28 protein-coding genes are annotated in these 23,612 nt (G+C 63.8%); 16 read left to right on the forward strand and 12 right to left on the reverse strand.

Annotation, left to right across the window (positions count from 1 at the left end):
• Positions 1–24: 24 nt before the first annotated feature.
• Complete coding sequence (locus P0D80_RS04250) at positions 25–345, reverse strand: YnfA family protein (protein ID WP_116121219.1); 321 nt, start codon at positions 343–345, stop codon at positions 25–27.
• Between the two features lie 132 nt (positions 346–477).
• Between P0D80_RS04250 and P0D80_RS04255 the strand changes: the two genes are divergently transcribed.
• Positions 478–651 (forward strand): DUF1289 domain-containing protein, encoded by a 174-nt coding sequence (locus P0D80_RS04255; RefSeq protein WP_132382683.1) that lies wholly within the window; start codon positions 478–480, stop codon positions 649–651.
• A 66-nt stretch (positions 652–717) separates the two neighbouring features.
• Here P0D80_RS04255 and P0D80_RS04260 read toward each other — a convergent pair whose 3' ends face one another.
• Positions 718–1,371, reverse strand: coding sequence for a LysE family translocator (locus tag P0D80_RS04260; protein ID WP_408281518.1), 654 nt, complete (start codon positions 1,369–1,371; stop codon positions 718–720).
• 152 nt (positions 1,372–1,523) lie between these two features.
• Here P0D80_RS04260 and P0D80_RS04265 point away from each other — a divergent pair, with 152 nt between their 5' ends.
• Together P0D80_RS04265 and P0D80_RS04270 are read left to right on the forward strand one after the other, a co-directional pair.
• Positions 1,524–1,991 carry an Lrp/AsnC family transcriptional regulator gene (locus P0D80_RS04265; RefSeq protein ID WP_408281521.1) on the forward strand — a complete coding sequence of 156 codons (468 nt, stop codon included), beginning with the start codon at positions 1,524–1,526 and terminating at the stop codon, positions 1,989–1,991.
• 66 nt (positions 1,992–2,057) lie between these two features.
• Entirely contained in the window at positions 2,058–2,291 is a 234-nt protein-coding gene (locus P0D80_RS04270) for a hypothetical protein (protein WP_408281523.1), read from the forward strand.
• A gap of 83 nt (positions 2,292–2,374) precedes the next feature.
• Here the strand turns inward: P0D80_RS04270 and P0D80_RS04275 are convergent, their stop codons facing one another.
• On the reverse strand, positions 2,375–2,830 hold the full coding sequence (locus P0D80_RS04275; RefSeq protein ID WP_408177204.1) for a hypothetical protein: 456 nt from the start codon (positions 2,828–2,830) through the stop codon (positions 2,375–2,377).
• Positions 2,831–3,175: 345 nt separating this feature from the next.
• Between P0D80_RS04275 and P0D80_RS04280 the strand changes: the two genes are divergently transcribed.
• Both P0D80_RS04280 and P0D80_RS04285 read left to right on the forward strand, forming a co-directional pair.
• Complete coding sequence (locus P0D80_RS04280) at positions 3,176–3,355, forward strand: hypothetical protein (protein ID WP_408177203.1); 180 nt, start codon at positions 3,176–3,178, stop codon at positions 3,353–3,355.
• Between the two features lie 123 nt (positions 3,356–3,478).
• Positions 3,479–5,137, forward strand: coding sequence for an NRAMP family divalent metal transporter (locus tag P0D80_RS04285; protein ID WP_408281527.1), 1,659 nt, complete (start codon positions 3,479–3,481; stop codon positions 5,135–5,137).
• A gap of 55 nt (positions 5,138–5,192) precedes the next feature.
• Here the strand turns inward: P0D80_RS04285 and P0D80_RS04290 are convergent, their stop codons facing one another.
• Positions 5,193–5,669 (reverse strand): OsmC family protein, encoded by a 477-nt coding sequence (locus P0D80_RS04290; RefSeq protein ID WP_408281529.1) that lies wholly within the window; start codon positions 5,667–5,669, stop codon positions 5,193–5,195.
• 90 nt (positions 5,670–5,759) lie between these two features.
• Positions 5,760–6,092, reverse strand: a complete 333-nt coding sequence (locus P0D80_RS04295) for a hypothetical protein (RefSeq protein ID WP_408177200.1) — start codon at positions 6,090–6,092, stop codon at positions 5,760–5,762.
• A 160-nt stretch (positions 6,093–6,252) separates the two neighbouring features.
• On the opposite strand from P0D80_RS04295, the gene P0D80_RS04300 reads away from it, so the two are divergent.
• The 3 genes from P0D80_RS04300 to P0D80_RS04310 all read left to right on the forward strand — a co-directional run bounded on the left by P0D80_RS04300 (position 6,253) and on the right by P0D80_RS04310 (position 9,802).
• Positions 6,253–6,897, forward strand: coding sequence for an HD domain-containing protein (locus tag P0D80_RS04300; protein ID WP_408281531.1), 645 nt, complete (start codon positions 6,253–6,255; stop codon positions 6,895–6,897).
• Positions 6,898–7,010: 113 nt separating this feature from the next.
• Positions 7,011–7,709 (forward strand): glycine zipper 2TM domain-containing protein, encoded by a 699-nt coding sequence (locus P0D80_RS04305; RefSeq protein WP_408281532.1) that lies wholly within the window; start codon positions 7,011–7,013, stop codon positions 7,707–7,709.
• 86 nt (positions 7,710–7,795) lie between these two features.
• A complete protein-coding gene (locus P0D80_RS04310) occupies positions 7,796–9,802 on the forward strand; it encodes a bifunctional DedA family/phosphatase PAP2 family protein (RefSeq protein WP_408281535.1) in 2,007 nt (668 codons plus the stop codon).
• 175 nt (positions 9,803–9,977) lie between these two features.
• On the opposite strand, the gene P0D80_RS04315 is transcribed toward P0D80_RS04310, so the two are convergent.
• Positions 9,978–10,259 (reverse strand): GCG_CRPN prefix-to-repeats domain-containing protein, encoded by a 282-nt coding sequence (locus P0D80_RS04315; protein WP_408281538.1) that lies wholly within the window; start codon positions 10,257–10,259, stop codon positions 9,978–9,980.
• A gap of 331 nt (positions 10,260–10,590) precedes the next feature.
• Between P0D80_RS04315 and P0D80_RS04320 the strand changes: the two genes are divergently transcribed.
• Together P0D80_RS04320 and P0D80_RS04325 are read left to right on the forward strand one after the other, a co-directional pair.
• A complete protein-coding gene (locus tag P0D80_RS04320; protein WP_408281540.1) occupies positions 10,591–11,145 on the forward strand; it encodes a hypothetical protein in 555 nt (184 codons plus the stop codon).
• Positions 11,146–11,301: 156 nt separating this feature from the next.
• Positions 11,302–11,445, forward strand: coding sequence for a hypothetical protein (locus tag P0D80_RS04325; RefSeq protein WP_408177195.1), 144 nt, complete (start codon positions 11,302–11,304; stop codon positions 11,443–11,445).
• 168 nt (positions 11,446–11,613) lie between these two features.
• Here P0D80_RS04325 and P0D80_RS04330 read toward each other — a convergent pair whose 3' ends face one another.
• On the reverse strand, positions 11,614–11,754 hold the full coding sequence (locus P0D80_RS04330; RefSeq protein WP_408281542.1) for a hypothetical protein: 141 nt from the start codon (positions 11,752–11,754) through the stop codon (positions 11,614–11,616).
• Here P0D80_RS04330 and P0D80_RS04335 point away from each other — a divergent pair.
• Together P0D80_RS04335 and P0D80_RS04340 are read left to right on the forward strand one after the other, a co-directional pair.
• Positions 11,753–12,436: a response regulator transcription factor gene (locus tag P0D80_RS04335; RefSeq protein ID WP_408281544.1), complete on the forward strand. Its 684-nt coding sequence runs from the start codon at positions 11,753–11,755 to the stop codon at positions 12,434–12,436. The two genes, P0D80_RS04330 and P0D80_RS04335, sit on opposite strands and share 2 nt — an antisense overlap.
• Positions 12,433–13,419, forward strand: coding sequence for an alpha/beta fold hydrolase (locus P0D80_RS04340; RefSeq protein ID WP_408281545.1), 987 nt, complete (start codon positions 12,433–12,435; stop codon positions 13,417–13,419). Before P0D80_RS04335 ends, P0D80_RS04340 begins: the two co-directional genes overlap by 4 nt.
• Here the strand turns inward: P0D80_RS04340 and P0D80_RS04345 are convergent.
• The 3 genes from P0D80_RS04345 to P0D80_RS04355 all read right to left on the reverse strand — a co-directional run bounded on the left by P0D80_RS04345 (position 13,382) and on the right by P0D80_RS04355 (position 15,142).
• Positions 13,382–14,383, reverse strand: a complete 1,002-nt coding sequence (locus P0D80_RS04345) for an alpha/beta hydrolase (RefSeq protein WP_408281548.1) — start codon at positions 14,381–14,383, stop codon at positions 13,382–13,384. The two genes, P0D80_RS04340 and P0D80_RS04345, sit on opposite strands and share 38 nt — an antisense overlap.
• A 136-nt stretch (positions 14,384–14,519) precedes the next feature.
• Positions 14,520–14,795, reverse strand: a complete 276-nt coding sequence (locus tag P0D80_RS04350) for a hypothetical protein (RefSeq protein ID WP_408281551.1) — start codon at positions 14,793–14,795, stop codon at positions 14,520–14,522.
• Positions 14,796–14,857: 62 nt separating this feature from the next.
• The gene (locus P0D80_RS04355; protein WP_408281552.1) at positions 14,858–15,142 is read right to left on the reverse strand and encodes a hypothetical protein; all 285 of its coding nucleotides are present in this window, start codon (positions 15,140–15,142) and stop codon (positions 14,858–14,860) included.
• A gap of 251 nt (positions 15,143–15,393) precedes the next feature.
• Here P0D80_RS04355 and P0D80_RS04360 point away from each other — a divergent pair, with 251 nt between their 5' ends.
• The gene (locus P0D80_RS04360) at positions 15,394–15,579 is read left to right on the forward strand and encodes a DUF3563 family protein (RefSeq protein ID WP_408281554.1); all 186 of its coding nucleotides are present in this window, start codon (positions 15,394–15,396) and stop codon (positions 15,577–15,579) included.
• 62 nt (positions 15,580–15,641) lie between these two features.
• Here P0D80_RS04360 and P0D80_RS04365 read toward each other — a convergent pair whose 3' ends face one another.
• Positions 15,642–16,046, reverse strand: a complete 405-nt coding sequence (locus P0D80_RS04365) for a carotenoid oxygenase family protein (RefSeq protein WP_408281557.1) — start codon at positions 16,044–16,046, stop codon at positions 15,642–15,644.
• 395 nt (positions 16,047–16,441) lie between these two features.
• On the opposite strand from P0D80_RS04365, the gene P0D80_RS04370 reads away from it, so the two are divergent.
• Both P0D80_RS04370 and P0D80_RS04375 read left to right on the forward strand, forming a co-directional pair.
• A complete protein-coding gene (locus tag P0D80_RS04370) occupies positions 16,442–17,641 on the forward strand; it encodes a hypothetical protein (protein ID WP_408281559.1) in 1,200 nt (399 codons plus the stop codon).
• A 17-nt stretch (positions 17,642–17,658) separates the two neighbouring features.
• Positions 17,659–20,235 (forward strand): ATP-binding response regulator, encoded by a 2,577-nt coding sequence (locus tag P0D80_RS04375; RefSeq protein WP_408281561.1) that lies wholly within the window; start codon positions 17,659–17,661, stop codon positions 20,233–20,235.
• Positions 20,236–20,281: 46 nt separating this feature from the next.
• Here P0D80_RS04375 and P0D80_RS04380 read toward each other — a convergent pair whose 3' ends face one another.
• On the reverse strand, positions 20,282–21,448 hold the full coding sequence (locus tag P0D80_RS04380; RefSeq protein ID WP_132382643.1) for a hybrid sensor histidine kinase/response regulator: 1,167 nt from the start codon (positions 21,446–21,448) through the stop codon (positions 20,282–20,284).
• A 309-nt stretch (positions 21,449–21,757) separates the two neighbouring features.
• Between P0D80_RS04380 and P0D80_RS04385 the strand changes: the two genes are divergently transcribed.
• Entirely contained in the window at positions 21,758–23,593 is a 1,836-nt protein-coding gene (locus P0D80_RS04385; RefSeq protein WP_408281945.1) for an ABC transporter ATP-binding protein, read from the forward strand.
• Positions 23,594–23,612 lie beyond the last annotated feature (19 nt).

Consider the following 23,612-nt stretch of genomic DNA (forward strand, 5'->3'; position numbering starts at 1 on the left):
GCAAAGATCCACGCCCCGGCCAGCTCAAACGCGCGGCTGGAATGCGATGATCGCCATGCCGGCCAGCGTAAAGGCCACGCCGGCGGCGTCCCACAGCGTGGGCCGCACCTTGTCGACGCACCATAGCCAGGCAATCGCCACCGCCACATACACACCGCCGTAAGCCGCATATACGCGGCCTGCGGCGGTGCCGTGCAAGGTCAGGAGCCAGGCGAACAGCGCGAGGCTGAGCGCGCCCGGCACCAGCAGCCAGATCGAACCGCCCTCTTTCAACCACCGCCACGGCAAATAGCAACCGACGATTTCAGCAATGGCGGTCACGGCATAAAGCAGAAAAGTTTTCATTGAGAGTGAAAGCGAGTGATTGTGATGCCACGACTAAGCTGTGGCTCTCTATCGGCTTTATTAACACAATCACTTTGCGTGCGGGCATGGCGCATGCGAGAGTCCTCGCATTTACTTTAATTGCCATTCGCCATGAGCATCGCGTCACCCTGCATCGACATCTGCAAGTTCGACAGCAAAACCGGCTTCTGCATCGGCTGCCTGCGCACGCGCGACGAATGCAAAAGCTGGAAGAAGATGAAAGACAAGCATCGTAAGAAAATCATCGAGGACCGCTCGCGGCGCGAGCATAAGCTGAGCAAGTAGGCGGCCCCTCTTGCGCGGTTGGGCGCGTGGCGGTCCGATAACGCGCCACGTGATGCCCAGCCAGAGTCAGTCCAGCGAGAGCCGCAGCGCGAAGCCGATCAGCGCCGCCGAGAAGGTCCAGCGCTGCAGCGCTTGCGCGAGCGGATGGGCCCGCATCCAGCCGGCGATCCGCGCGGCGCCGATCGCGTACATCACGTCGAAACAGGCGCCGATAGCGAGCAGCACCAGACCGAGTTCGACCATCTGCAAGGCTACCGGCCCCGCCTCCGGGCGCACGAATTGCGGCAGCAACACCGAGCAGAACAGCAACGCTTTCGGGTTGAGCAGGTTGGTCAGCAGGCCTTTGACAAAGGCGGCCCGCAGCGGGCGTGACTCGATGCTCGCCGCAGCACCCGCAGGGGTCGCCGTTGTCGTGCCGTCAGGCAGCGCAAACACCGGCGAACGAAAAATCTGAATGCCCACCCATGCGAGATAAACCGCGCCGCCATAGCGCACCACGTCGTACAGCCAGGGCGCGCTGCGCAACAGCGCGGCCACCCCGCATGCCGAGAGCGTGACGTGCGTCGCGCGCGCGAGACCGAGGCCGCCGGCGGCCGCGAAACCACTGCGCACGCCGCGTCCGATACTGGTTTGCAGCACCAGCGCCATATCCGGTCCGGGCACGGCATAGACGACGAAAAGGGCTGCGATATACACGGCCAGCAAGTGTGCGGAAATCATGAAATTCTCCTGTTTTCAAGGCTCTATCTTGCTATCGCCGGCGGAGGGTTTGCTGGCGAATTACCAGCCTCTTGACTTTATGTTTGGAGGAATGCGCTAACATTACGGCTTATGCCTATGTTTTCCTCCAAACCGAAATCAGCACCTGAGCCATGACGACCGACCTCGATAAAACAGACCGCGCGATCCTTGCCGCGCTGCAGAAAGATGGCCGCATGTCGAACGCGCGGCTGGCCGAAACGGTCGGCCTGAGCGAAACGCCCTGCGCGCGCCGTCTCAAGCGCCTCGAAAACGACGGCTATATCGACCAGTACCGCGCGATGCTGTCACGCTCCGCGCTCGGCTTCGGCGTGGTGGCATTTGTCTACGTGCGGTTTGCCGTGCACGACCGCGCGGTGGCGACGCGCTTCGAGCGCGAGGTGCAGGCCATTGCGCGAATCCTCACGTGTCACAACGTGTCGGGCAGCGCCGATTACATCCTGCAGGTGGTGGCACGCGACCTCGACGACTACGGCACCTTTATGCGCGACGAGATGCGCAGCCTGCCTGGCGTGACATCGGTGGAATCGGCGCTATCGTTGCGCGAAATTAAGGCTAATGGCGGCTTGCCGCTGTCCTGAACGCGAACGTGGCATGTTCACCCCTTTGAAAACGGCGCGAGCCCACCAGACGAATACGGAGTTCTCATGGATCACGAACAGGCGCGAGCCGAAGAAACCGCGGCGATGCAGCGCGTATTGACCGCGACGCAGCGGGTGCAGTCGGCGTTCGTGTCGCTGCAATCGCAATTCCCGCCGGCCGGCAGCGGCAAGCCTTCGCAGTTCGCGCTGCAAACATTCGACGCCGCGCTGCAGGAGCTCGAAGACGCGCAAGCCGCGTTCGACGAACTGCTTGGCGATCTGCTCGACGGCAATCGTTAAGACGCCTCGAAGCGCGCTCTGCCCGTGTAGCGACGGCGAAGCGCGCCCGAAGTTCGGCTCCATCCACTGGGCACGCTCGCCTGTCACCGCGAGTCACGAACACGCGCTGCAACCGCATCATGCTTTTGCAAGCGCAGTCGCCAGATCAGGCCGAGCTGCACATGGAACCCGGCCCGCGATATCAGCCGCAACCTCTCTGCGCCAGCGACGAAAAACACACCATTCATTTGCCTTTCTTTTCTGTCTAAACTGAAAGACAAGACACCTCTGGCAACCACAACGTGGCCTAGCCCACGCCCCACAAAAGAATATTTGCTTCGTTTAACGAAGCATGTTGACTTCCGCTTGCCGGAGTGCCTAAAATTCGCCGTCTTCACAAACGGGGCCCATGCCTTGGACACCAGCAGTAGTCGACTTTCGAACAGCTTCACTGCCTGACCGGCCCGACGCCCGCGCTCTCTTTTCTTAGCCGCCGTCTTGCCAGCAGGCAGACGGTGCGCGCCGCAGTAACTCTCTCCGTGCACCTTGATTAGCGCCATCCGGCCGCGCCGTGCTTGCGCACGTGCGTCTCACCGAATGGCATTGCGTTGCGAGCCTCGGCTCGCAACAGCGTTCGCTCGCGCCGTTTCGATTCGCTCGAAACGGCGCGGCCGGGCGCGTGGACAAACACGTGCGTACTGAACGCCGATAAGGAGCCGCCATGGACAGTGACAGTTATCCCATATGCCGCTTAGGTGCCGCTCAGTCACGACCGGGCAGGCACGCAAAGCTTTATTTGCCTAAGGAAAGCAAGTAGACGTCCTTCGCCGCGCGCCCGATGCGCCGCGCTCCGTGTCTGCTGGCTTTCCGCAATCCGCGTCAAGCCATACGCCCGGAGAAATAACATGTACTTCGCCATCCTCGTACCGACCCTGCAGCAAACCCACACCCACAGCGACGCCGCTCTCGCACTGCACGGCATCAAGCCGCACTGGCTCGCCGCATCCTGGGAACGCCTCAAGGCGCTCGCGTCGCGCCGCGCTTCACAGCCCGCTCCACAGCCCGTTTCGCACACCGCTTCGTAACTACGCACGCCCAGCTCAGCGCGCCTTCGCGATCCGCCCGCGCCGCCGTCGTCCGACCGCGCACACCCAGCGAATCCCGAAGGCGCCCCGCTCAATCCAATCAAACCTACTCAGGCGGCTAGCATGTCCACTCCAATCAACGTCTCACCACCGCGCAGCGCCGTTCTCGACGACGCGCACCTCGGCGACATCAAAGGCGCGCTCGGCACCATCGCTCACCACGACACGGGTGCGCGCAACAGCTGGTGGGCCCGCGTGCGCACGCTGCTTGCGATTCTCGGGCCCGGCCTCATCGTGATGGTCGGCGATAACGATGCCGGCGCCTTCGGCACCTACACGCAAGCGGGACAGAACTACGGCACGACCCTGTTGTGGACTATGCTGCTGCTCGTGCCCGTGCTCTTCGTCAATCAGGAAATGGTGCTGCGTCTGGGCGCCGTGACCGGCGTCGGTCACGCACGGCTGATCTTCGAGCGCTTCGGCAAGTTCTGGGGCGCCTTCAGCGTCGTGGATCTGTTCATCCTGAACGCGCTCACGATCGTGACCGAATTCATCGGCATTACGTTCGTGCTTCAGTTCTTCGGCATTTCGAAAGTGGCCGGCGTTTGCATCGCGGCGGCGGTAACGATGGCCGCGGTCAGCACGGGCAACTTCCGGCGCTTCGAACGCTTCGCCGTGGTGCTGTGTCTGATGAGCCTGTTGCTGGTGCCGGTGCTGGTGTCGATTCATCCGCCGGCCGGCCAGATGGCGCACGACTTTCTGATTCCGGGCTGGCCCGCCCACTCGAAACTAAGCGACGTGATGCTGCTCGTGATCGGCATTGTCGGCACCACCGTCGCGCCGTGGCAGTTGTTTTTCCAGCAGAGCTACATCGTCGACAAGCGCATCACGCCGCGCTTCATGAAGTACGAAAAAGCCGACCTGTGGATCGGTATCGTCTTCGTGATGATCGGCGCCGTGGCCATGATCTCGTTCTGCGCGGCGCTCTACGCGGGCAAACCTGAATCCGGCAATTTCACCGACGCCGGCGGCGTGATCGCCGACCTCGAAAGATATGCCGGCCGCACGCCCGCCGTACTCTTCGCCGTGGCGCTGCTCGACGCATGCATCATCGGCGCGGCGGCGGTGTCGCTGTCCACCGCCTACGCGATCGGCGACGTCTTCAAGATTCGCCACTCGCTGCATCGCGGCGTGTCGGACGCGAAGGGCTTCTACCTCGTCTATTTCGGCATCGTGGCGGCCGCGGCGACGCTGGTGCTGATTCCGGGCAGCCCGCTCGGCCTTCTGACGGAAGCAGTGCAAACGCTCGCCGGCGTGCTGCTGCCGAGCGCGACCGTGTTTCTGCTGCTGTTGTGCAACGACCGCGCGGTCCTCGGACCGTGGGTCAACTCGAAGAAGCTCAACGTCTTTACAGGCGCAGTGGTCTGGGTGCTCGTCATGCTATCCATCATTCTCACGGCATCGGTGATGTATCCGGACATCACGGGCGACGCGATTCTTGAAGTGCTCGCAGGCGGCACATTGATGGCCGTAGCAGGCTATGCGGCCACCGTCGTGGTCCGCAAGCTACGGCGGGAATCAGAAAACTCCGCGGCTCACGAAAGCGAGTTCGGGTTGTCGAAGGAAACACGCGCAAACTGGCGCATGCCACCTCTGGACGAACTGCCGGCGCCGCAATTGACGATGTCCAAGCGTGTCTGGATGGGCGTGTTGCGCGGCTATCTGATCGTGGCGGTCGCGCTGGTGATCGTGAAGGTCGTGCAGATGACGCTGCTGCATTGAATGGATAGCGCACAGCCCCCGCGCGCTTCGGCGAGCGGCGGCCAGAACGCCTCGTTCAATGCGTATCCGTTTCGATGACCGGCTCGCAGAGAATCGGAAAGTTGACCGAGTTCGCGATATAGCACTTCTCGTGCGCGACGTGATGCAGGTGCGCGGCGAGTTCGGCATCGCCGCCCGCGCGAATCACGACATGCGGACGCAGAACGATCTGGGAAAAACGGCCTTGCTTCGGATCGTCGAGCATGGTGCCTTCGGCGTTGTCGCGATACGCGGTCACTGCGATGCCGGCATCCGCGCATAGATGCAGATACCAGAGTTTGTGACAGGCGCTGGCCGAGGCGACCAGCAGATCTTCCGGATTCCAGCGCCCGGCGTCGCCGAGAAAGGCCGCATCCGATGAGCCTGGAATCTCGGGCTTGTTGCCCGCGGCAATCACATGATCGCGCCCGTAGTCGCGATAACCGGAAGTGCCGCTTCCGCGATTGCCGGTCCACTGCACCGAGACCTTGTATTTGTGCTCCCCGTACGCCATGCCCATCTCCTTGCCGTCGAACCGGATCCGCTTGCCGAGGCGTGCATTTTATACGCGGCCATCACGCGATGGACGCGCGCAGCTTGCTGACTAATTCCGCGCCGGCATGCCCTTGCCGGCGAGATTCGGCACGCGTGGGTCCGGATTCATGTTCAGGCTCGTGCCGTTTGCCCGCATGGTGTTGAGCGCGGGACCGGCCCCCGCGCCGCCCATCGTGCCGACGCCCGGTGTCGGACTCGTGCCGGCTCCCGTCCCCAGCCCCGCACCCGCCGCGGCACCCATGTTATTGATCCCGCTGGACTGCACGCCATTCATGCCACCCGCGCCGGCATTGCCCGGCAGGCCGACCGACTGCCCATATGCCGCCGTGGCGACACCCATCACGAGTGCCGACGCCACGATACTGCCCTTTACGATCTTCATAGCCCACTCCGTTACATCGTCGAATTGCGCGGCCGCGGTGTCCGCATTGCCGGCCGCTCAAATAGTATGACGACGCCCGACCCGCTTCGTTCACCGCCGCCAGATCAGAACTCGGCGAACGATGCGCGATAATCGACGGCTTTCTTCACAGACTGCACCGATGACACAACCCGCCTTCGCCCCCTTTCAGGATCTGGCCCGAACTCTCCTGCCGCACGCTTACGACGACAACGGCGACGGTTCGCACGACACCTCGCATCTGCAACGCGTCTGGAAAAACGCCGCGGCCATTCAGGCGGAAGAAGGCGGCGATGCGCAGGTGCTGTTCGCCGCCACGTTGCTGCACGATTGCGTCGCGGTCGAAAAAAACTCGCCGCTGCGCGCGCAGGCGTCGCGCCTGTCGGCGGAAAAAGCGGCACTCGTGCTGGCCTCGCTCGGCTGGCCGCGAGCGCAAGTCGAGGCCACGGCGCACGCGATCGAGGCGCACAGTTTTTCAGCCGCCGTCACGCCGACCACGCTCGAAGCGAAAACGCTGCAGGACGCCGACCGGCTCGACGCGCTCGGCATGCTGGGCGTGGCGCGCTGCTTCTACGTCGCGGGACGGATGGGCCGCGCCTTGTACGATCCGGCTGATCCGCACGCAACGCGGCGTCCATTGGACGACACGCGCTACACGCTCGACCATTTCCACACCAAGCTGCTGAAACTCTCGGCGGGTTTTCAAACGACGACCGGCGCGCGTCTGGCGAGCCTGCGCCATGACCGCCTGCAACGTTTCCTCGACGAATTCAGCGACGAAATCTGAACGTGTAACCGGACGCGCGAAGTTGTACAAATCCTTACAAAGGAGCACGCGACCCGTGTCCACCGGGCGCACTTTCGCGGCGTTATTGCAAGCACCTACCCGCGGAGTCCGCCATGAACACGAACCTCGCTACCAGCCAAGCGCAACGCAGCCGTATTCATCCGCTGGTTGCCGGCGCGGCTGTCGCCGTCATCCTGGCGAGCGCAACCGGCATCGCCGCGATGACCGGCCTGCTGCCGACTTCGCATGCCGTCACGGAACCGGCGCTGCCGGTCACGGCGGCGGCGCCGCAGATCGCCAGCGCGCCGATCGCGGCGCCGCAACCGGCTCCGGTTCAGCAGACCGCGCAGCAAGCCGCCCCTGCCCGGCCGCCGGTTCATCACCCGCGCCGCGCAAACCCGGTGGCCGCGCCGAACTACGCAAACAATCAGGGCTACCAGGCACCTTATGACGCCGCGGCACCGCGGCCGGTCGCCGCCGATCCGTACGCGGGCGAAGTCGTCGCCATCAATACGGTGCAGGCGCCCGAGCCGACCACGGGGCTCGGCGCGCTGGGCGGAGCGGTGGCGGGCGGGCTGGTCGGCAATCAGATCGGCGGCGGCCGCGGCAAGATTCTCACGACGATTGCGGGCGCGGTCGGCGGCGGACTCGCCGGTAACGGCATCGAGCACGCGGTGCGCAAGCAGACCACTTACGAAGTCCAGGTCCGCATGCAGGACGGCAGCTATCGCAACTTCAGCTACCCGACGCAACCAGCCGTGCAGATCGGCGAACGCGTTCACGTCTCCGGCGATTCGCTTAGCGCTTCGTGAACATGCGAGCGGTCCCCAAAAAGGAATAAGACGGCTCCCTCGCGCGTTATGATCAATCGTTACGCCAGAACGGCTGATCGCGCACGATGGAGCACGCCTACATCCACCTCCTGCATCTGTTAGCCGGTCATCCTGGCTGGACGCTGACGGTCGTCTTCCTGGCGGCCTTTCTGGAGTCTCTCGCCGTCATCGGCACTTTCGTTCCGGGCAGCACCGCGATGTTCCTCGCCGGCGCGCTGGTCGGCACCGGCTCGCTGAGCCTCGGCTGGGCACTGGTGTGGGCGATCGCGGGCGCCATCGCCGGCGACGGCATGAGCTTCTGGATCGGCAGCCGCTACAAGCACCGGATCGTCCAGTTCTGGCCGTTCCGCAAACATCCCGAACTGCTCGAGGCAGGTCACCGCTTCTTCCGCAAACATGGCGCGAAGAGCGTCGTGCTGGCGCGCTTCATCGGCCCCTTGCGGGCGATCGTGCCGGTGGTGGCGGGCATGCTGGGCATGTCGCCGCTGCGCTTCTACGCGATGAACGTGCTGTCCGCGCTGATCTGGGCGCCCGCCCATATCCTGCCGGGCATGATATTCGGCGCCTCGGTGCTGCTGGCCGGCGCGGTGTCGTTCCGGCTCGTCGTGATCATCGCGCTGCTGGTGGGGATCGTCTGGCTGAGCTTTCGCGCCGCGCGTTTTCTGCTCTCGCATGCCAATGCATGGTCGGGCGCGGCGGGCCGCCAGCTCGGGAGTTGGGCGTGCCGGCATCCGGGGCCGTTCGGCCGTTTCGCGCGCAGGATGCTCGACCCCAGCACACCCGACGCCAGCAGCATCCTGCTGACGTCGCTGGTCGTGCTCGTGTCGGGCGCGCTTTTTTTCGGCGTGCTCGACGACGTCATCAGCGGCGATCCGCTGACGCAAGTGGACCTCTCCGTCTATCACTTCCTGCAATCGGTACGCACGCCCTGGAGCGACACCGTGCTTGCGGGACTCTCGACACTCGGCAGCAGCTTCACGCTCGCGGCGCTGGTGGTGACGGTCGCGATGTGGATGCTGCTCGAGCGGCGCTGGCGCACCATCGGCTACTGGCTGGCGGCTGTGGTGTTTTCCCAATTGCTGATCTTCGCGCTGCAGTTCGCGATGCGCCGCGCGCCGCCCAATGAGCTGATGGCCGGCTCCTATGTGTTTCCGAGCAATCACGTCGCCGCGACCGTCATCGTGTACGGCTTTCTCGCGTTTCTGCTGGCGCGCCGGGTCGGCCGGCTTGAGGGCGTGCTGGTGGCGGCCGCGAGTGCGATCGTGGTGATCGTGGTCGCGCTCGCGGGACTGTACTTCGGCAGGTACTGGGTGTCCGATGCGATCGGCGGCGCCGCGCTCGCGTACATCTGGGTGGCGATCGTTGCGTTGACAGCGATGTGGCGGCACCCGGAAGCACCGCCCGAACGCGCGTTCATGCCCGTCGTGGTGCTGGCGGTCGTGCTGGTCAGCGTGGGCGTGCAGATCGGCTTCAACATGCCCACCCCGCCGCCGGATAGCGCGCTGCGTCCGTCGCCCGTGCTGGTCACGCAATCGGAATGGACACTGTCCCTGTGGAAGCGCCTGCCGTGCTACCGCTCGGATATGGGCGGCGACCGCAAAGAGCCGCTCACGCTGCAGTGGGTCTCGAATCTCGATTCGATCCGCGGACAGTTGCGCGCCCAAGGGTGGGTCGAGGGCACGGACGTCTCGGCGCACAGCCTGCTCTCGCTGGCCTCGCCCAACGTGGCCGCGGTGTCGCTGCCGGTCTTGCCGAAACTCAACAACGGCGTGCCGTCCTCGGTGGTCTTCATGCGTCCGGGCGACTCGCGCGACGAACGCGATGTGCTGCGTTTCTGGCCCAGCGGTTACGCGGTGGGCAACGGCACGTCCATCACGCCGCTATGGGTCGGGGCTTTCGCGCACGAACGGCTGTCCCGGCCGTCGTGGCCCATCAACATTCTGCGGGTCGACAGGGAGATGACCTCATTCGATGCGCACGAGAAGTCGAGTGCGGGCCTGGGCGCGGCGCTCGTCGCCCGGGTCAATTGCCATGGCGTGCCGGTGTCCTTGCTCGCCTCGCCGATGGAGTGAGCGCGTTCGCTGCTCCCGCGAAGAAATCCTTCTGCACTCAATCAGTTATCTCGCTTGGCCAGGACTTGTCCACAGGGTTGCGAACATTTTCTGTGGATAAGGTCTGTGCACGCGGCGGACCTGGAACGATCCGCCGTCGGCCCCATCGCCGGCGACGGATCAGGCTTGCGCCCGCTCATTGCCATCCGCCGTTCGGCAGGCGGCCGTGATATGGCGTGTCGCGGCAATGGCCCCACGGGCCCAGCCAGTAGCCGGGAGGGCAAGCGTAGGTCGAGACCGGCGGCGCTGCATAGATCACCGGACGCGGCGCGACATAGACCGGCGGCGCGTAATGGCAATGGCCCCAGGTACCGCGCCAGCCGTTCGGACCGCAGCCCTCGGCGGCGTGAGCGGTATTCACCGCAAGAGCGGACGCGGCCATGACGGCGACGGCCAATGCTGAACGAAGTGTTGACATGATGATTCTCCTTCACCCTGGTGGTTTCGATAAGCGTCGTTTTCGTGTGCTGCAGGACGCATGATCGGCTTCGAGAGTTAGGTGAAAGTGAGCACTCGGACGACGCTCGTCCGCGGGTCGATCGGCATCGACGTCGAGGTGATTTGCCCGGCGAACGAATGAATTGGCTCCCAATCATCTCCACTTGACTCGCGCTGAAAATTTAGGCAATATCTTTCCACTGTAAACATACCGGCATTTGGCTTCGCATGGCCGTCATGCGTAGTCCGCGTTACGCGAAACGCACGGCCGGCTGCCATCACGCGAACCTCCCCCAACTCTGGAGTCCACGATGAATCTCTTGCTGAGCTTTGCCCCGTTTCTAGCCTTTGCGGTGATCGAACGCCTTGCCGGCGCGCAGGCGGGACTGCTTGCCGGTGCGCTCGTCGCCGCCGCGCTGCTGGTGCGCGATCTCGTAAGCCCGGCCCGCCACGTCAAGCTGCTGGAAGCCTGCACCGTCCTGCTATTTGGGGCGCTGGCCATCTATGCGCTGACCAGTGACGTGCACTGGTCGATCGCCGCGGTGCGGCTGCGGGTCGATGCAGGGCTTGCGCTGGTCGTGCTGGCGTCGATCGCATTGCGGCGGCCATTCACGCTGCAATACGCACGCGAGACCGTCGATCGCGAGCAGTGGAACAGCGAGCGTTTCATCCACGTCAACTATGTGATCAGCGCCACCTGGGCGCTCGCGTTCGGCATGCTGGTGCTCGCGGACATCGAGATGGTTTATGCGCCGGCGCTGCCCCATTCGGTGGGCGTGATGGCGACCGTGGCCGCGCTGGTCGCCGCGGTCAAGTTCACGTCGTGGTATCCGGAACAGCACGCGGCCGGGCAGGCATCGCGCTAGCAGTAGCGTTTCGCAGCCCTGCGCTTCTTCATCGCAGGGCTCGGAACATCGACTAATTTCACGCTAATTCACGAGGCTCACGATGACTCTATCCCGCACGGAAAGACCCTTTCGGCTCTCCGCAGATGCGGTTCGATCATCACGAGGATTAGCATCATGGACACGCAAACCGCCCTTTCCACCCAGTCCGACGACACCGCCAACGCACCCGCTGACGCAGCCGGCGCAGCGCTGGAGCCGCCGCCATCGAACGAAGATCTGCTGCCGTTCTATCTGCTCGCCATGGCCGGCGCTTATTGACGACGACACAGCGAGCCGCCACACCGCGTTATGTGGCGTCTCGATCCGCCACCTGCGCCAGCAGGATTTCGGCACGCCACGAGTCCCGGCCTCTCATCGCTGCGCACGCAGCGAAGTCTTCGAATCGTCCCGCATCCACGCTTGCGTCGGCACGCACAAACCCCTCACTCATTCGACCAGATCGGCACTGCGGATCATGCCGCCGCGCGTGCGTCGGTTATCATTCAATCGCTCGCCTGTCGTGGCCCGGCCACGCACCCGCGAGCTGCGAGCCAGGCACAACCTGACTGCTGCCGACAGGACGATCATGAGAATTCTCCTCGTTGAAGACGATTTGCAGATTGGCCAAAGTCTGCTGCGTGCACTCAAGGACGCCGACTATAGCGTCGACTGGGTCAGGGACGGCATCGCCGGGCGCGACGCCATGGCCAACGCCGAATACACTGTCGTGCTGCTCGATCTGGGCTTGCCCGGCATGAGCGGCATCGCGCTGCTGAAGTCGTCGCGCGCGGCCGGCAACGCGGTCCCGGTGTTGATCCTGACCGCCCGCGACGATCTCGATTCGCGCGTACAGGGTCTCGATGTCGGCGCCGACGATTACCTGCTCAAGCCTTTCGACGTCCCCGAACTGCTCGCCCGCATCCGTGCAGTGATCCGCCGCAAGGCCGGCTACGCGTCGTCGCGTCTCGGCGACGAATCGCTCAGCCTCGATCTCGACAAACGCACGCTGACCTGCAACGGCACCACGACCGTGCTCTCCGCACGCGAATTCGCGCTGATGCTCGCGTTTCTCGAACGCCCCGGCACGATCCTGTCGCGCGAACAACTCGAAGACCGTTTGTACGGCTGGGGCAAAGAGGTCGAAAGCAACGCGGTGGATGTGCTGATTCATTCGGTGCGCAAGAAGTTCGGGCTCACCGTGATTCGCAACGTGCGAGGGCTCGGCTGGACCGTCATGCTCGGCGAAGCCGGCAAAGGACCGGCTTCATGACACGCCTGCGCAGTCTCATCGCGGCGACTTCGCTGCTGGCGCTATTCGGCGCCACGCAGGCCGCGCTCGTCGAAGCGAAAACCGTCCACTACGCGAACGAAAAGGCCTGCCCGGTCGTTGCCGATCGCCCGGATCACAAACCATCGATTCGTGAGCAGATCGCGCATACGGTGAACGGCGACATCGCGTACTACCGCTTCGGCCGCGGCACGCCGATCGTGCTGCAAACCGGCTTTCGCGCGACGATGGCCGAATGGGACGCCGCCTTTCTGACCGATCTCGCCAGGCGGCACGAAGTGATCGTCTTCGACAACCGCGGCATCGGCCGCTCCGAACCGGCGGCATCCAGCTTTTCCGCACGGGACATGACACTCGACGCCGCCGCGCTGATCGACACACTGCACCTCTCCGACGTCACCTTCGTCGGCTGGTCGATGGGCGGCGCCATTGCCCAGCAACTCGCGTTCGACCCGCCGCTCGCCGTGCGGCGCATCGTCCTCATGAGCGCGCCCGCGCCGGGGTCGCTCGGCGTGCCGGTGACGCCCGACGTCGAAGCCACCCTGTCCGGCAAGCCGGGCACCAGCTTCATGGACGTCATGCGGGTCCTGTTTCCGCCCACTGCGGTGGACGCAGCGCAACGGTGCTTCCGTAAGAATATGTTCCAGCCGGCCGGCTACCAGTCGCCGGCCATTTCGGCGACGGTGACCGAAGGCCAGTCCGCACTGCTGCATGACTGGGCCGGCGACCAGGCCGCCGCAGCAGCGCTGAAGAACGTGCGCCTCGCTACCCTGGTCCTCACGGGCGCCGACGATCAGGTCTTGCCGAAGCAGAACTCGGAAGCGCTCGCCAAGCAGATTCCGCATGCGCAACTGCTCGTCGTGCGTTCGGCGGGCCACGCGATGATGTATCAATACCCGCAGGCGCTCGCCGCCGCGATCAACGCGTTCATCGCAAGGTCGCGCCCGCCCAGCAGCGGCAAATAAATCGCGAAGCCTCGGCCAGCGCCGCGCGCGCTTCCGGCACGAACGGCGCGAAGCACTGCCACGCGTGCGGCATTGCATGCCATTGTGCGAACTCCACTGCATTGCCTGCGCGTTGCAGTCTTGCCGCGAGCTCGCGCGCGTCGGTGCTCAACGCCTCGGCGTCACTGGTCTGCACGTGAATGGGCGGCAAGCCATGCAGCTTCGCGCGCGCGGGCGACGCCAGCGGCTCGAAGCGCCTGACGTTGCGCAGATACATGTCGGCGGCCGCTTCCATCGCGGTGCGGTTCATCGACAACGCGTTATGGCTCGCGCGCCAGATCGTCGTCAGGTCCGCCCAAGGCGAGAACAGCACGGCCCCGGCGGGCAGCGGCTCGCCCGCGTCGCGCAGCGCCACCAGCGCGGCGAGCGCGAGCCCGGCGCCCGCCGAGTCGCCGGCGAACACGATCGAACTCGGCGCGATGCGGCGCGCCAGCAGCGCCCGATAGGCGCGCAAGGTGTCCTCCAGCGCGGCGGGAAACGGATGTTCGGGCGCGAGGCTGTAGTCGAGCGCGAACACCGCCGATTGCGTCGAGTGGGCCAGTTCGACGGTCAACGCACGATGCGTCGCGGGGGAGCCGAAGTAGTACGCGCCGCCGTGCAGGTATAGCACCACTGTTTCTTCCGATTCCTGTGAAGCGCCTGGCGGACGAATCCATTCGCCCTTCAGTTCGGCATCGGCGTGACGGCGCACGCGCGGATAAAGGCATGCCGCGGCGAGCCGGCCAGGCAAGGTGTAGCGATGCGCGCGCAATCGCAGCGCGTGCACGTCGGGCGCCGGGCGGCGGCTCGAACTGAAGTGCAGCGCCATCACCAGCGGAATCGCGCGTCGCACCCAGGCGGCCTGCCAGCTTTCGGCACGCGGTCGCGTAAGCGTGTCGAGCGGCACGCCATCGGTCGAAGTGGTTTGGGATTGCTGGACGTTCATGATGATCTGATCGGAAAGAAACGGCCGACGGACGCCGTGGTCAGCGCGGCTCGCGCGATGCGAGCGGGGCTGTTCGTCGTGAATTCATCGCGGATTCGACGTGCATGTGCCCCGCTTGTCCAGGTAGTCGACGCGCTCAACGCGTCGCCATTTCGGCGGAGACCTGCATCTCGGCGCGAGCCTGCTGCATCAAGGCAATCGCCCGGCCTGCATGGCCGCCCATGTCGTAGCCGTTGGCGCGCTGTGCGGCGCGCATCCGCTCGATCGCCTGCTGCGCGTTGAAGTCCGCGGCTTCGATGTTCGGATGACGGCTCATGTAGTAGCCGTAGCCATCGTCGGCGACCGCACAGCCGGATACGAGTGAAAGCGCCAGCGCGATAGCGGCGACAAAAGCCAGTTGACGTTGCTTCATGACTGATATTCCTCTTGATCGTTGATTATTGGTTCGTGGTACTGCCGGTTCAGGCACGCGTCTTAACGGCGCCAGTAGCCATAGCCGTAACCCCACCCGCCGTAGTAGCGCGGATACTGCGGATGCCCGTAGTACCCAATCACGACAGGCGCCGTGTACACCGGCGGCGGAGGTGGCGGCGCTGCGTAGTAGACCGGCGGCGGCACGTAAGCCGGCACTACCGGCACCATCGGAAACGCCGGCGCGCCTACACCTACGCCCACGCCGACGAACACATGCGCTTCGGCGCAACTCACCAGGCCGACACCGAGCGCCGCAGCGACTACCAGATGGCGAATGACTTTCATTTTCTGTTCCCCTTGTCGATCGGTGCGAGTCGGTTGGCTGCATCGAATGACTGCATTGTGGTCACGCAGAATGAGGGGGAAATTAGCAGCGTGTCAGTTCGAAATTTGCACATTGCCAAGGCGTTAATCGCCGGTTTCGAGCGCTCATTTCCGGCTCATTCTTCGCGCCTAAGCTTCATTCCATCGACGGGCAACGCCGGCTCCCACAGCCGGACCGAAACGGCTCGTTGCAACACGGACTGGAGAGAATCATGTTTGCTGAACTTGCCAAGAAACTGAGCGCCTTGCTGATCACCACCGAGGACCACGAACGCGAGTCCTATCTGGCGTCGTCGGTCGATCTGGTCGATCTGGAACACCGCATCAACGTCGTGGAAACGCATGCGGATCCGGCGCGCTGGTATGTGTCCAGCACGCCGCACGAATGGAGGATTTGAAGCGCGTGTTCCCGCCCACGCTGGAATGCGTGGCTCGTGCAAACGTTGCCAATCCGGGTGGATCAACTAGCTCGCGTGCTCCGGCGTAACGCGCCGTTCACGCGGGCTATTTGCGCGCCGCCACCCGGTTGCCATGAAAACCGTTCGGCACGCGGTGCGGAATTTCCATCGTTGCTGCGGCCGCGCGCCGAAGGCCCGACGTCGACGGCCACACTCGCCCGTTCGGCAAGCCAGCGCTGCGTGTGTACCCAGCAGTTCCGGTACGTCACGCCACCGTTCGCGAACTCGAAGCAATGGACCATCCCATGCCCCGCAAACCAGTGCTGCACCGGATCGGGATGAAGCGGATTCGGGCCGTTGCGGACCAGCACGCCCGCCAGCCTGGAGGGCAACTCGCCGCGCACAGGCAGCGGGCCGCAGTCGACTTCGAAATCGATCGACGCCGGGTTGGCACGGTAGCCATTCATTTTCAAACGTTCATTCATACGCCCGCTTAAAATTTTCCAATGGAAAGATTTTGATTTCAGCGCCCCGTCTGGTCAACCCGTCTTCTCACTAGAAACATCTGCCAGATCGAAGCGCTGCCATGCAAGACACGGCCGGGTGCTTGCCTGGCTTGCCGGCAGCGGCGCCCGGCCGACCCGTCAAGAACTCGAATGCACACGCAACCGTGTTCGACCTGATCGCGCGACGCCCCCCATTCTCGGCAATGCGAACCAACAGACGGGCACATCGCATCAGTTTTCTCTAGAGTTGAAGGGTCGACCATCCAACACGCCGGTCGGCTTTGTCGCGCTAACTGTTCAGCGTGAGATTCAATCAAAGGGAAAATCAAATGAGAACTTCTGTTCACCACGAAGTAATGGCCTATTCCGAAGAGCAAACCGGGGTTCGTCAACTTCAAACGGGCGCCCCCTTGGCACTTAAACACACCATCAGCCCGGACGAGATCCGGGACAACCTGCCCGCCGGCCAAGGCGGCGTCGGGTTTTTATTTCACGCTACCGACTGGGAGACACTTTCGTTTTCATTTCACAATGTGAAGCACAGAAACGCGTCTTTCGAAGAAGAGCTTTGGAACACCAAGCCTTTCATTGCCTCACCGATCTATTCGGGCTCCCAGATCATCGGGGCCAATATTGCCTGTCCGGTTCCGCTCGAGCTATGGCTCGGCAGCCCGCGCGGCATCAAGCGATTCCGCGAGACGCAATTTTTTCCGGCACTGGAGCTGGCAAGACAAGCGGGCCTGAACATGGTGGCAATGGGCGCCTCCACGCCATACGCCTGCAACTACGGCGCACTGCCGCGCGATACCAAGCCGCCGCATATCACCACGGGTCACGCCGCCACCGCGGCGATGCTGAAAGACTGGGCCATGCACTGCTGCAATGAACTCGACCTCGAGTTCGGCAAGACCAAGCTTGCTCTATTCGGTGCGGCCGGCCGGCTCGGCACGACGGTGGCCAAATACGCGCTCTACAAAGATGCACCGCGCGAGCTTGTTCTGATCGATCTGCCGGACAAGGTGAACCTGCTCACGGAGCAAGCCAAGGAGTTGATGGCGTCGGACCTGCTCGGCAAAACGCGGGTTTCCGTGCACACGTTCAGTCCGAACACCCCCTTGCCGGACTTCGACGGCGCCATTCTGGCGAGCAGCACCAGCGTGCCCTACCTCACCGCAGCCGATCTCAAGCGCGCGCAGTTCTGGATCGACGACTCGCACCCCCGGGCGGCGAGCGTCGAGGCTGAACTCGCGTCACGCGGTCATACGCTATATATTGAGTGCTTCGCCCGTGGGCCGGCCGGACTCAACACCACCTTCCCGTTCCGGCTGCCGACCACGCGCGATTGCTATACCTGTTTCGCCGAAGGCTACTCCGCCTGGCAGGAAGGCATTGCGTCCGACTTCATCATCGGCAGCCCGCCCGTGTGGTCCGTCTCCTACACGCACAGCCTGCTGAAGAAGTACGGCTTTGCGGTCGGCCCTTTTCATGGGAAAAACGGCTCGCCGATCGAACTGGATGCACAACTTCGCGGCAAGCGAGAATTGATGGGCTCGTAAACGTCATTGGAGGCCTGATGGTAATACCGCGCGAGAGCATGCGGGACGTGCTGGAACGAAGCCGGTTTGCAATACGATGGGGCGGCGCACTGGGCCTCCTGTGCCACCCCATCTACTACGTAGTCTGGACCTATGTCCTGCCGCAACCTTACGACAATCTCTCCCTTCGACTGAGTGCGGCGCTCGTCTGCATTCCGTTGATTTTCCAGGCGCATTGGCCGAAGCGGTTCAACCATTACCTGCTGATCTATTGGCATTGCTGCCTGATCTACGTACTGCCATTCGTTTGCACTTTTCTCGCGATCAGAAATGCATTCTCCACCATGTGGATGATGACCGAGGTCATGATGATCTTCATCATGGCGCTGTGCATCGACAATCCGCTTTTGCTGATGGGCTGCATCGGCATCGGCGTATTCTCCGGGGCGCTCGCCGCGGTGATCAGTTCGCCGGTTCCGATTGTCGTGACCGCCGCCGATCAATCGAATCTCGCCTTGCTGCCGGTCGTCGTTCTGTGCAGCATGGCCTTCAGCCATGCGATCAGCAAAGGGCGCATCTTCGTCGAAAAGAACCGTGCGTTGCAGGCCCTTGCCGGTTCGATCGCTCATGAAATGCGCAACCCTCTCAGCCAGTTGCGCTACGTGCTGGATCGCGTGGAAGAAGCCCTGCCCGCGACAATGGGCTCCAACCGGCCGCTGGCACTCACACACGACAGGCACGATAGCCACGACAGTGCCGAGAGCGCCGCGGGGCTTTATCGCCATCTCGCTCAAGGGCAGTTGTCGATCGAGCGTGGCCTGCGCATCATCGCCATGACGCTCGACGAAGTCAGCGCCAAACCCATTCGCCCGGATTACCTCACGTATCTGAGTGCGACGAGCACCACGCGTAAGGCGCTGGAAGAATACGGCTTCGGCGACGAGAAGGAGCGCGACAAGGTCAGGCTCGTGGTGCGGGAAGACTTCACCTTCAAGGTCGACGAAACCGTCTATCTGTTCACCCTGTTCAACCTGATCAAGAACGCGCTGCATCACATCGCTACGCACCCGGCGGCCACGCTCACGCTGACGATCGAGCAGCAGTCGGTCATGGTTCGCGACACCGGTCCCGGCATTGCGCCCGACATGCTGTCGCATCTGTTCGAGCCCTTCCGTACAGCGGGCAATTCGGACGGCACAGGACTCGGACTCGCCTATTGCCAGCGCGCGATGCGCGCCTTCGGCGGCAGCATCAGTTGCCGTTCGGAAGTCGGCAAATTCACGGAATTCACGCTGCAGTTTCCCGTCGTCCCGAAGAGCGAAATCGTGGACCACGAGCGGCAGATTTTCGAACGCGCCACGCCGGTCTTCAAAGACAAGCGCATTCTCATCGTGGACGACGACGCGGGTCAGCGCGCGCGAGCCTGCCGTGCGCTGTCGAAAGTGGGCGCATACCTGAGTGAAGCGGAAAACGGCGCGATCGCGTTGAGCGTGCTTCGGGAATCGGCCCCTTACGACCTCGTGTTGATGGACATCAACATGCCGGTTCTGGATGGCTACGCGACCGCCGAGAGAATTCGCGCCGGTCACGATTATCCGAGCTGGAATGTCCTGATCGCCGCCTATACGGCCGAGCCCGGCACGGTGGTGCGCGTGCTCGCCCGCCGAGCCGGCATGGACGAAATCATCAGCAAATCCTGCAGCGTGCTCGAATTGATCACGACGCTCCAGGCGCTTTTCGAAAACGGCAACCGGCACCACTTGAGCCAGAAATCCGACGCGTTCTCCGGCAAATCGATCCTGGTCGCGGACGACGACACCTACAGCCGGCTGGTGGCCAAAGCCTATCTGGAGCGATGCGGCGCGAGCGTCGTCGAGGCCGAGCATGGGCAGGCCGTGCTCGCGCATCTGCAGGCGGACGGCGTGATCGACGCGATCGTCATGGATATGAATATGCCGGGAATGGGCGGCCTGGAAACGACCGCATCGATTCGCGCCCGTGCCGATTCGTACGCCACCCTGCCGATCATCGCCTTGACCAGCCAGTCCGATATCAAGGCGGTCCAGACCTGTCTGGCAGTGGGCATGAACGAAGTCATGATCAAACCCGTGCAAGCCAGTTCTCTCTATGCGTGCCTTGCGAGACAGTTTGCACGGCAACGTGGCTCGAACGCGCCGACGGAAGCCGGTCTACCGCCGACGCCACCGGCCATGCCGGCGGGCAAGCTGCCGATCGTGAGCGAAAGCGAACTGCTCGACGAGAAACACCTCGAAGAACTGGCGTCGCTCGATCTGCTCGACGAATCGTTCCTCAAAGGCATCGAGCAGATTCGCCAGCTCGTGCCCCGGCTGGCGGCCAGTGTCGCGGCTGTCGACCTCGAATCGACGCACGGCGCGCTGCACCTCCTGCTGGGCGTCAGCGGCAATATCGGCGCAAGAGCGCTGCATCAGTTCGCGCGGCAAATCTATCCGCGCGTGGTGGAAGGCGAATGGCCGGTGGAAACCGACTGGCTCGCGCGCATCTGCATCTTGAGCGAGCGTTCAACCGATGCGTTGCAGACGTATTTCGCCACGGCCAAGGCACGCCGCGATCATCGGGATTTTCTGAGCGACTAGTGGTGATGCAAGCGGTGACACAAGCGGCCATCCAGGCCATTCGATTTCATCGCGAGGCCACCTGACTGTCGGACGGTTCTTCGTCGTCAGCGGTGTGCATGTGGCTATTGAAACTGGGAAAGCCCATGGTCACCGTGGTCCCCGCACCGACCGTGGATTCGATCCGCAGGCAGCCGCCGAACGATTGCATAATGCGGTTGCAGAAGATCATGCCCATGCCGTGGCCGCCGGCGCCGGCGTAAGTGGTGACCGGATCCTGCAGCAAACGTGCTTTGACCTCTGGCGCGATTCCCGGGCCATTGTCGCGAATGCGGATCTCCGGTTCAGGGAAAGCCACCACTTCGAGGCGCAACGAAGGCGCGCTGGTGCCGTCGAGCGCGCGCAGCGCGTTGGACAGCAGTGAAGACAGCACGAGCGCCACGCAATTGGGCATGGCGTGCACGACAAAATCCCCTTCCACGTCGACCTTCACCCAATCGCGCTGCGACGCGACAAACGGATAGGTGTCGAGCAGCGTGGCGATCAACCGCGTCGCTCTGACCGCGCGCGTGCCACCGCCCGAGGCGGACTTCTGGCCGCCGCTCTTGTGCACCGTCGCCCAGAAAGACGAGATCAGCGTCAGGCAATACTGGGCGTTGTTCAGCATCGACTTTGCCGCGAGGCCGATCTCCCGTTGACGCTCCGGGTCGTATTGCTCGGCCACGTCGTTCTCGACGGAGCGCGCGAACAGCGAGATCGTCGCCAACGGCGTATTCAGCTCGTGGGCGAGAAAAGCGAGCGTCTCGTCCATTGCCAGCAGCCGCTGTTGACGCGTTTCCCGCTCCGTATAGCGCGCGGTTGCCAGTTGCAGAACCTCGCGCACCATGTCCGTTCGCAGCGGCTTTTCGATAATGCGGAACACGTCGCCCGTATTGACCGTTTGCAGCAGCATGTCCTTGTCCGCATAGGCGGTCACGAGAATGCGCACGATTTGCGGATACTCCTGCGCCACCTGGCGCAACAGATCGTCGCCGTCGCGGCCCGGCATGCGGAAGTCCGTCACCAGCACCGCAATTTCCGAAGCGTGCTTGCCTAGCACCGTCATCGCCTCGTCGGCGCTTTGGGCGACATACACTTTGTAATCGGCACTCATCGCGCGCGCGAAGTGGTTGCGCGACATCTCGTCGTCGTCGACGAAGAGAATGGAAAACGGCGGCTGCATAGGGTCACTCATCGCATTCCCAGCGGATGGCGGCGGGTCGACATTGCACGGAGCCCACGTTGCGGATGATAAAAACGGCTTGCCGGTGACAAGCGCCGAACCGATTTGGAGTTTGGAAGTATAGGGTATCGCGTCAGACAAAAACCGGGGGAAACACCGCACGCCCTTACCCAATATGCATCGCCGCCGGTCAGACCGGCTCGCTGCTTGCGAAGGCACGCCGCTTGCGTGCTGCCGGAACCGGACTTCTCGACTGTCGGCTGCCCGTCGGGGTGGCACAGCATGGACGCCCGACTCCTTCCACCAAGGGGAAGCGGTGTCATGGAATTGACCAACGATGGCGATACCGGCCGGGCCGGGCGCGTGCGCAGGCGGCGGCAGTCCCGCGTGCTGTCGCGATACGCCGGGCGGCCCATCCGGCTGATCTGGCGCTACGTAGCCCGTCGCAAGCTGGCGCACGCCATCGTGCTGGCCAGCGTCGTGGCAGCGGTCGGCTGTGCACTCGCATCGCAATATGGGATCCGCAATCTGATCGACGCGTTGCCGGGCGGCCGCGCCCATCCGCAACAGGTGATTCACGCGTTTGCCGTGCTCGTCGCGCTGATCCTCGCCGACAATCTCTTCTGGCGCATTGCCGGATGGATCTCGGCGCGCACGTTCGTGGCGGTGACAGGCGACATCCGGCGCGAGATGTTCGACTATCTCACCGTGCACGCCCCGACCTTCTTCGCCGACAAGCAACCCGGCGTCCTGTCGAGCCGGATATCGGCGACGGCCAACGCGGTGTACGTGATCGAAAACACGGTGGCGTGGACGGCCTTTCCGCCGTGCCTGACCGTGGTCGGGGCGATCGTCATGGTCGGCGTGGTCAGCATTCCCATGAGCCTCACGCTGGTCGCGATTTCGGTCGGGCTGGCTTTCTGCCTGTTCCTGCTGGCGCGCAAAGGCACCGCCCGGCACGAGGCGTTCGCCGCGCAGGCTGCCTCGGTCGACGGCGAACTCGTGGACGTCATCGGCAATATGGGGCTGGTCCGCGCCTTCTGCGCCGTGGTGATGGAGCGGGGGCGCTTCGACGCGCTGCTCGCCGCCGAAGGCGATGCCCGCAAGCGCAGCCTGCTCTATCTCGAGAAACTGCGCCTGTTGCACGCGTTCGCCACCTGCATTCTGTCGACTTGCGTGCTCGGGTGGACCGTGTGGCTGTGGAGCGTCGGCCGTGCGACCACCGGCGACGTCGTTCTGGTCGGCTCACTCGGTTTCTCGATCCTGCACGGCTCGCGCGATATTGCCGTGGCGTTCGTCGACCTGACCCAGCATGTCGCCCGGCTTGGCGAAGCGTCGCAGACACTGCTGATCCCGCACGCCATGCCCGAGCCGACCAGGGCGGCGGCGCTCGAAGTCCGGCGCGCCACCGTGGACTTCGAAGACGTGACGTTCGCGTATCCGGGGCGCCGCCCGGTGTTGACCGGCCTGAACCTGCATATCGGCGCGGGCGAGCGCGTCGGTCTCGTCGGCCCCTCGGGGGCGGGAAAATCGACCATCCTCGCGCTCCTGCAGCACTTCTACGAACCGGGCTCCGGGTACGTGCGGATTTCGGGCCAGGACATTGCGCATGTCACGTTGCAAAGCTTGCAAGGCGCCATCTCGGTCGTGCCGCAGGACGTTTCCCTGTTTCACCGCTCGCTGCTGGACAACATCCGCTACGGCTGTCCCGACGCGAGCGAGGCCGACGTGCGCCGCGCGTGCGAGGACGCCTATTGCCTCGATTTCATCAACGCGATGCCCGAAGGGCTCAACACCGTCGCGGGCGACCGCGGCACCAAACTCTCTGGCGGACAGCGCCAGCGCATCGCGATCGCCCGGGCCATTCTGAAAGACTCGCCCATCCTGCTGCTCGACGAAGCGACGTCGGCGCTCGATACCGCATCGGAGATCGCCATTCAGGCGGCGCTCGAACGGCTCATGAAGCATCGCACCGTCGTCGCGATCGCTCACCGGCTGTCGACGTTGCAGTCCTTCGACCGGATCGTGGTGCTCAACCGCGGCCGTGTCGTTCAGCAAGGCACGCCGGCCGAGCTGGCCGCCGTGCCGGGCATCTATCGCGACACGCTGGCGCGGCAGATCAGACGCACGCCCGCTCCGCGTCCCGATCTCATGTGATGCGGGACGCACGCGACGG

The organism is Paraburkholderia sp. RL17-373-BIF-A, from assembly GCF_046030175.1.
Taxonomy (GTDB): domain Bacteria; phylum Pseudomonadota; class Gammaproteobacteria; order Burkholderiales; family Burkholderiaceae; genus Paraburkholderia.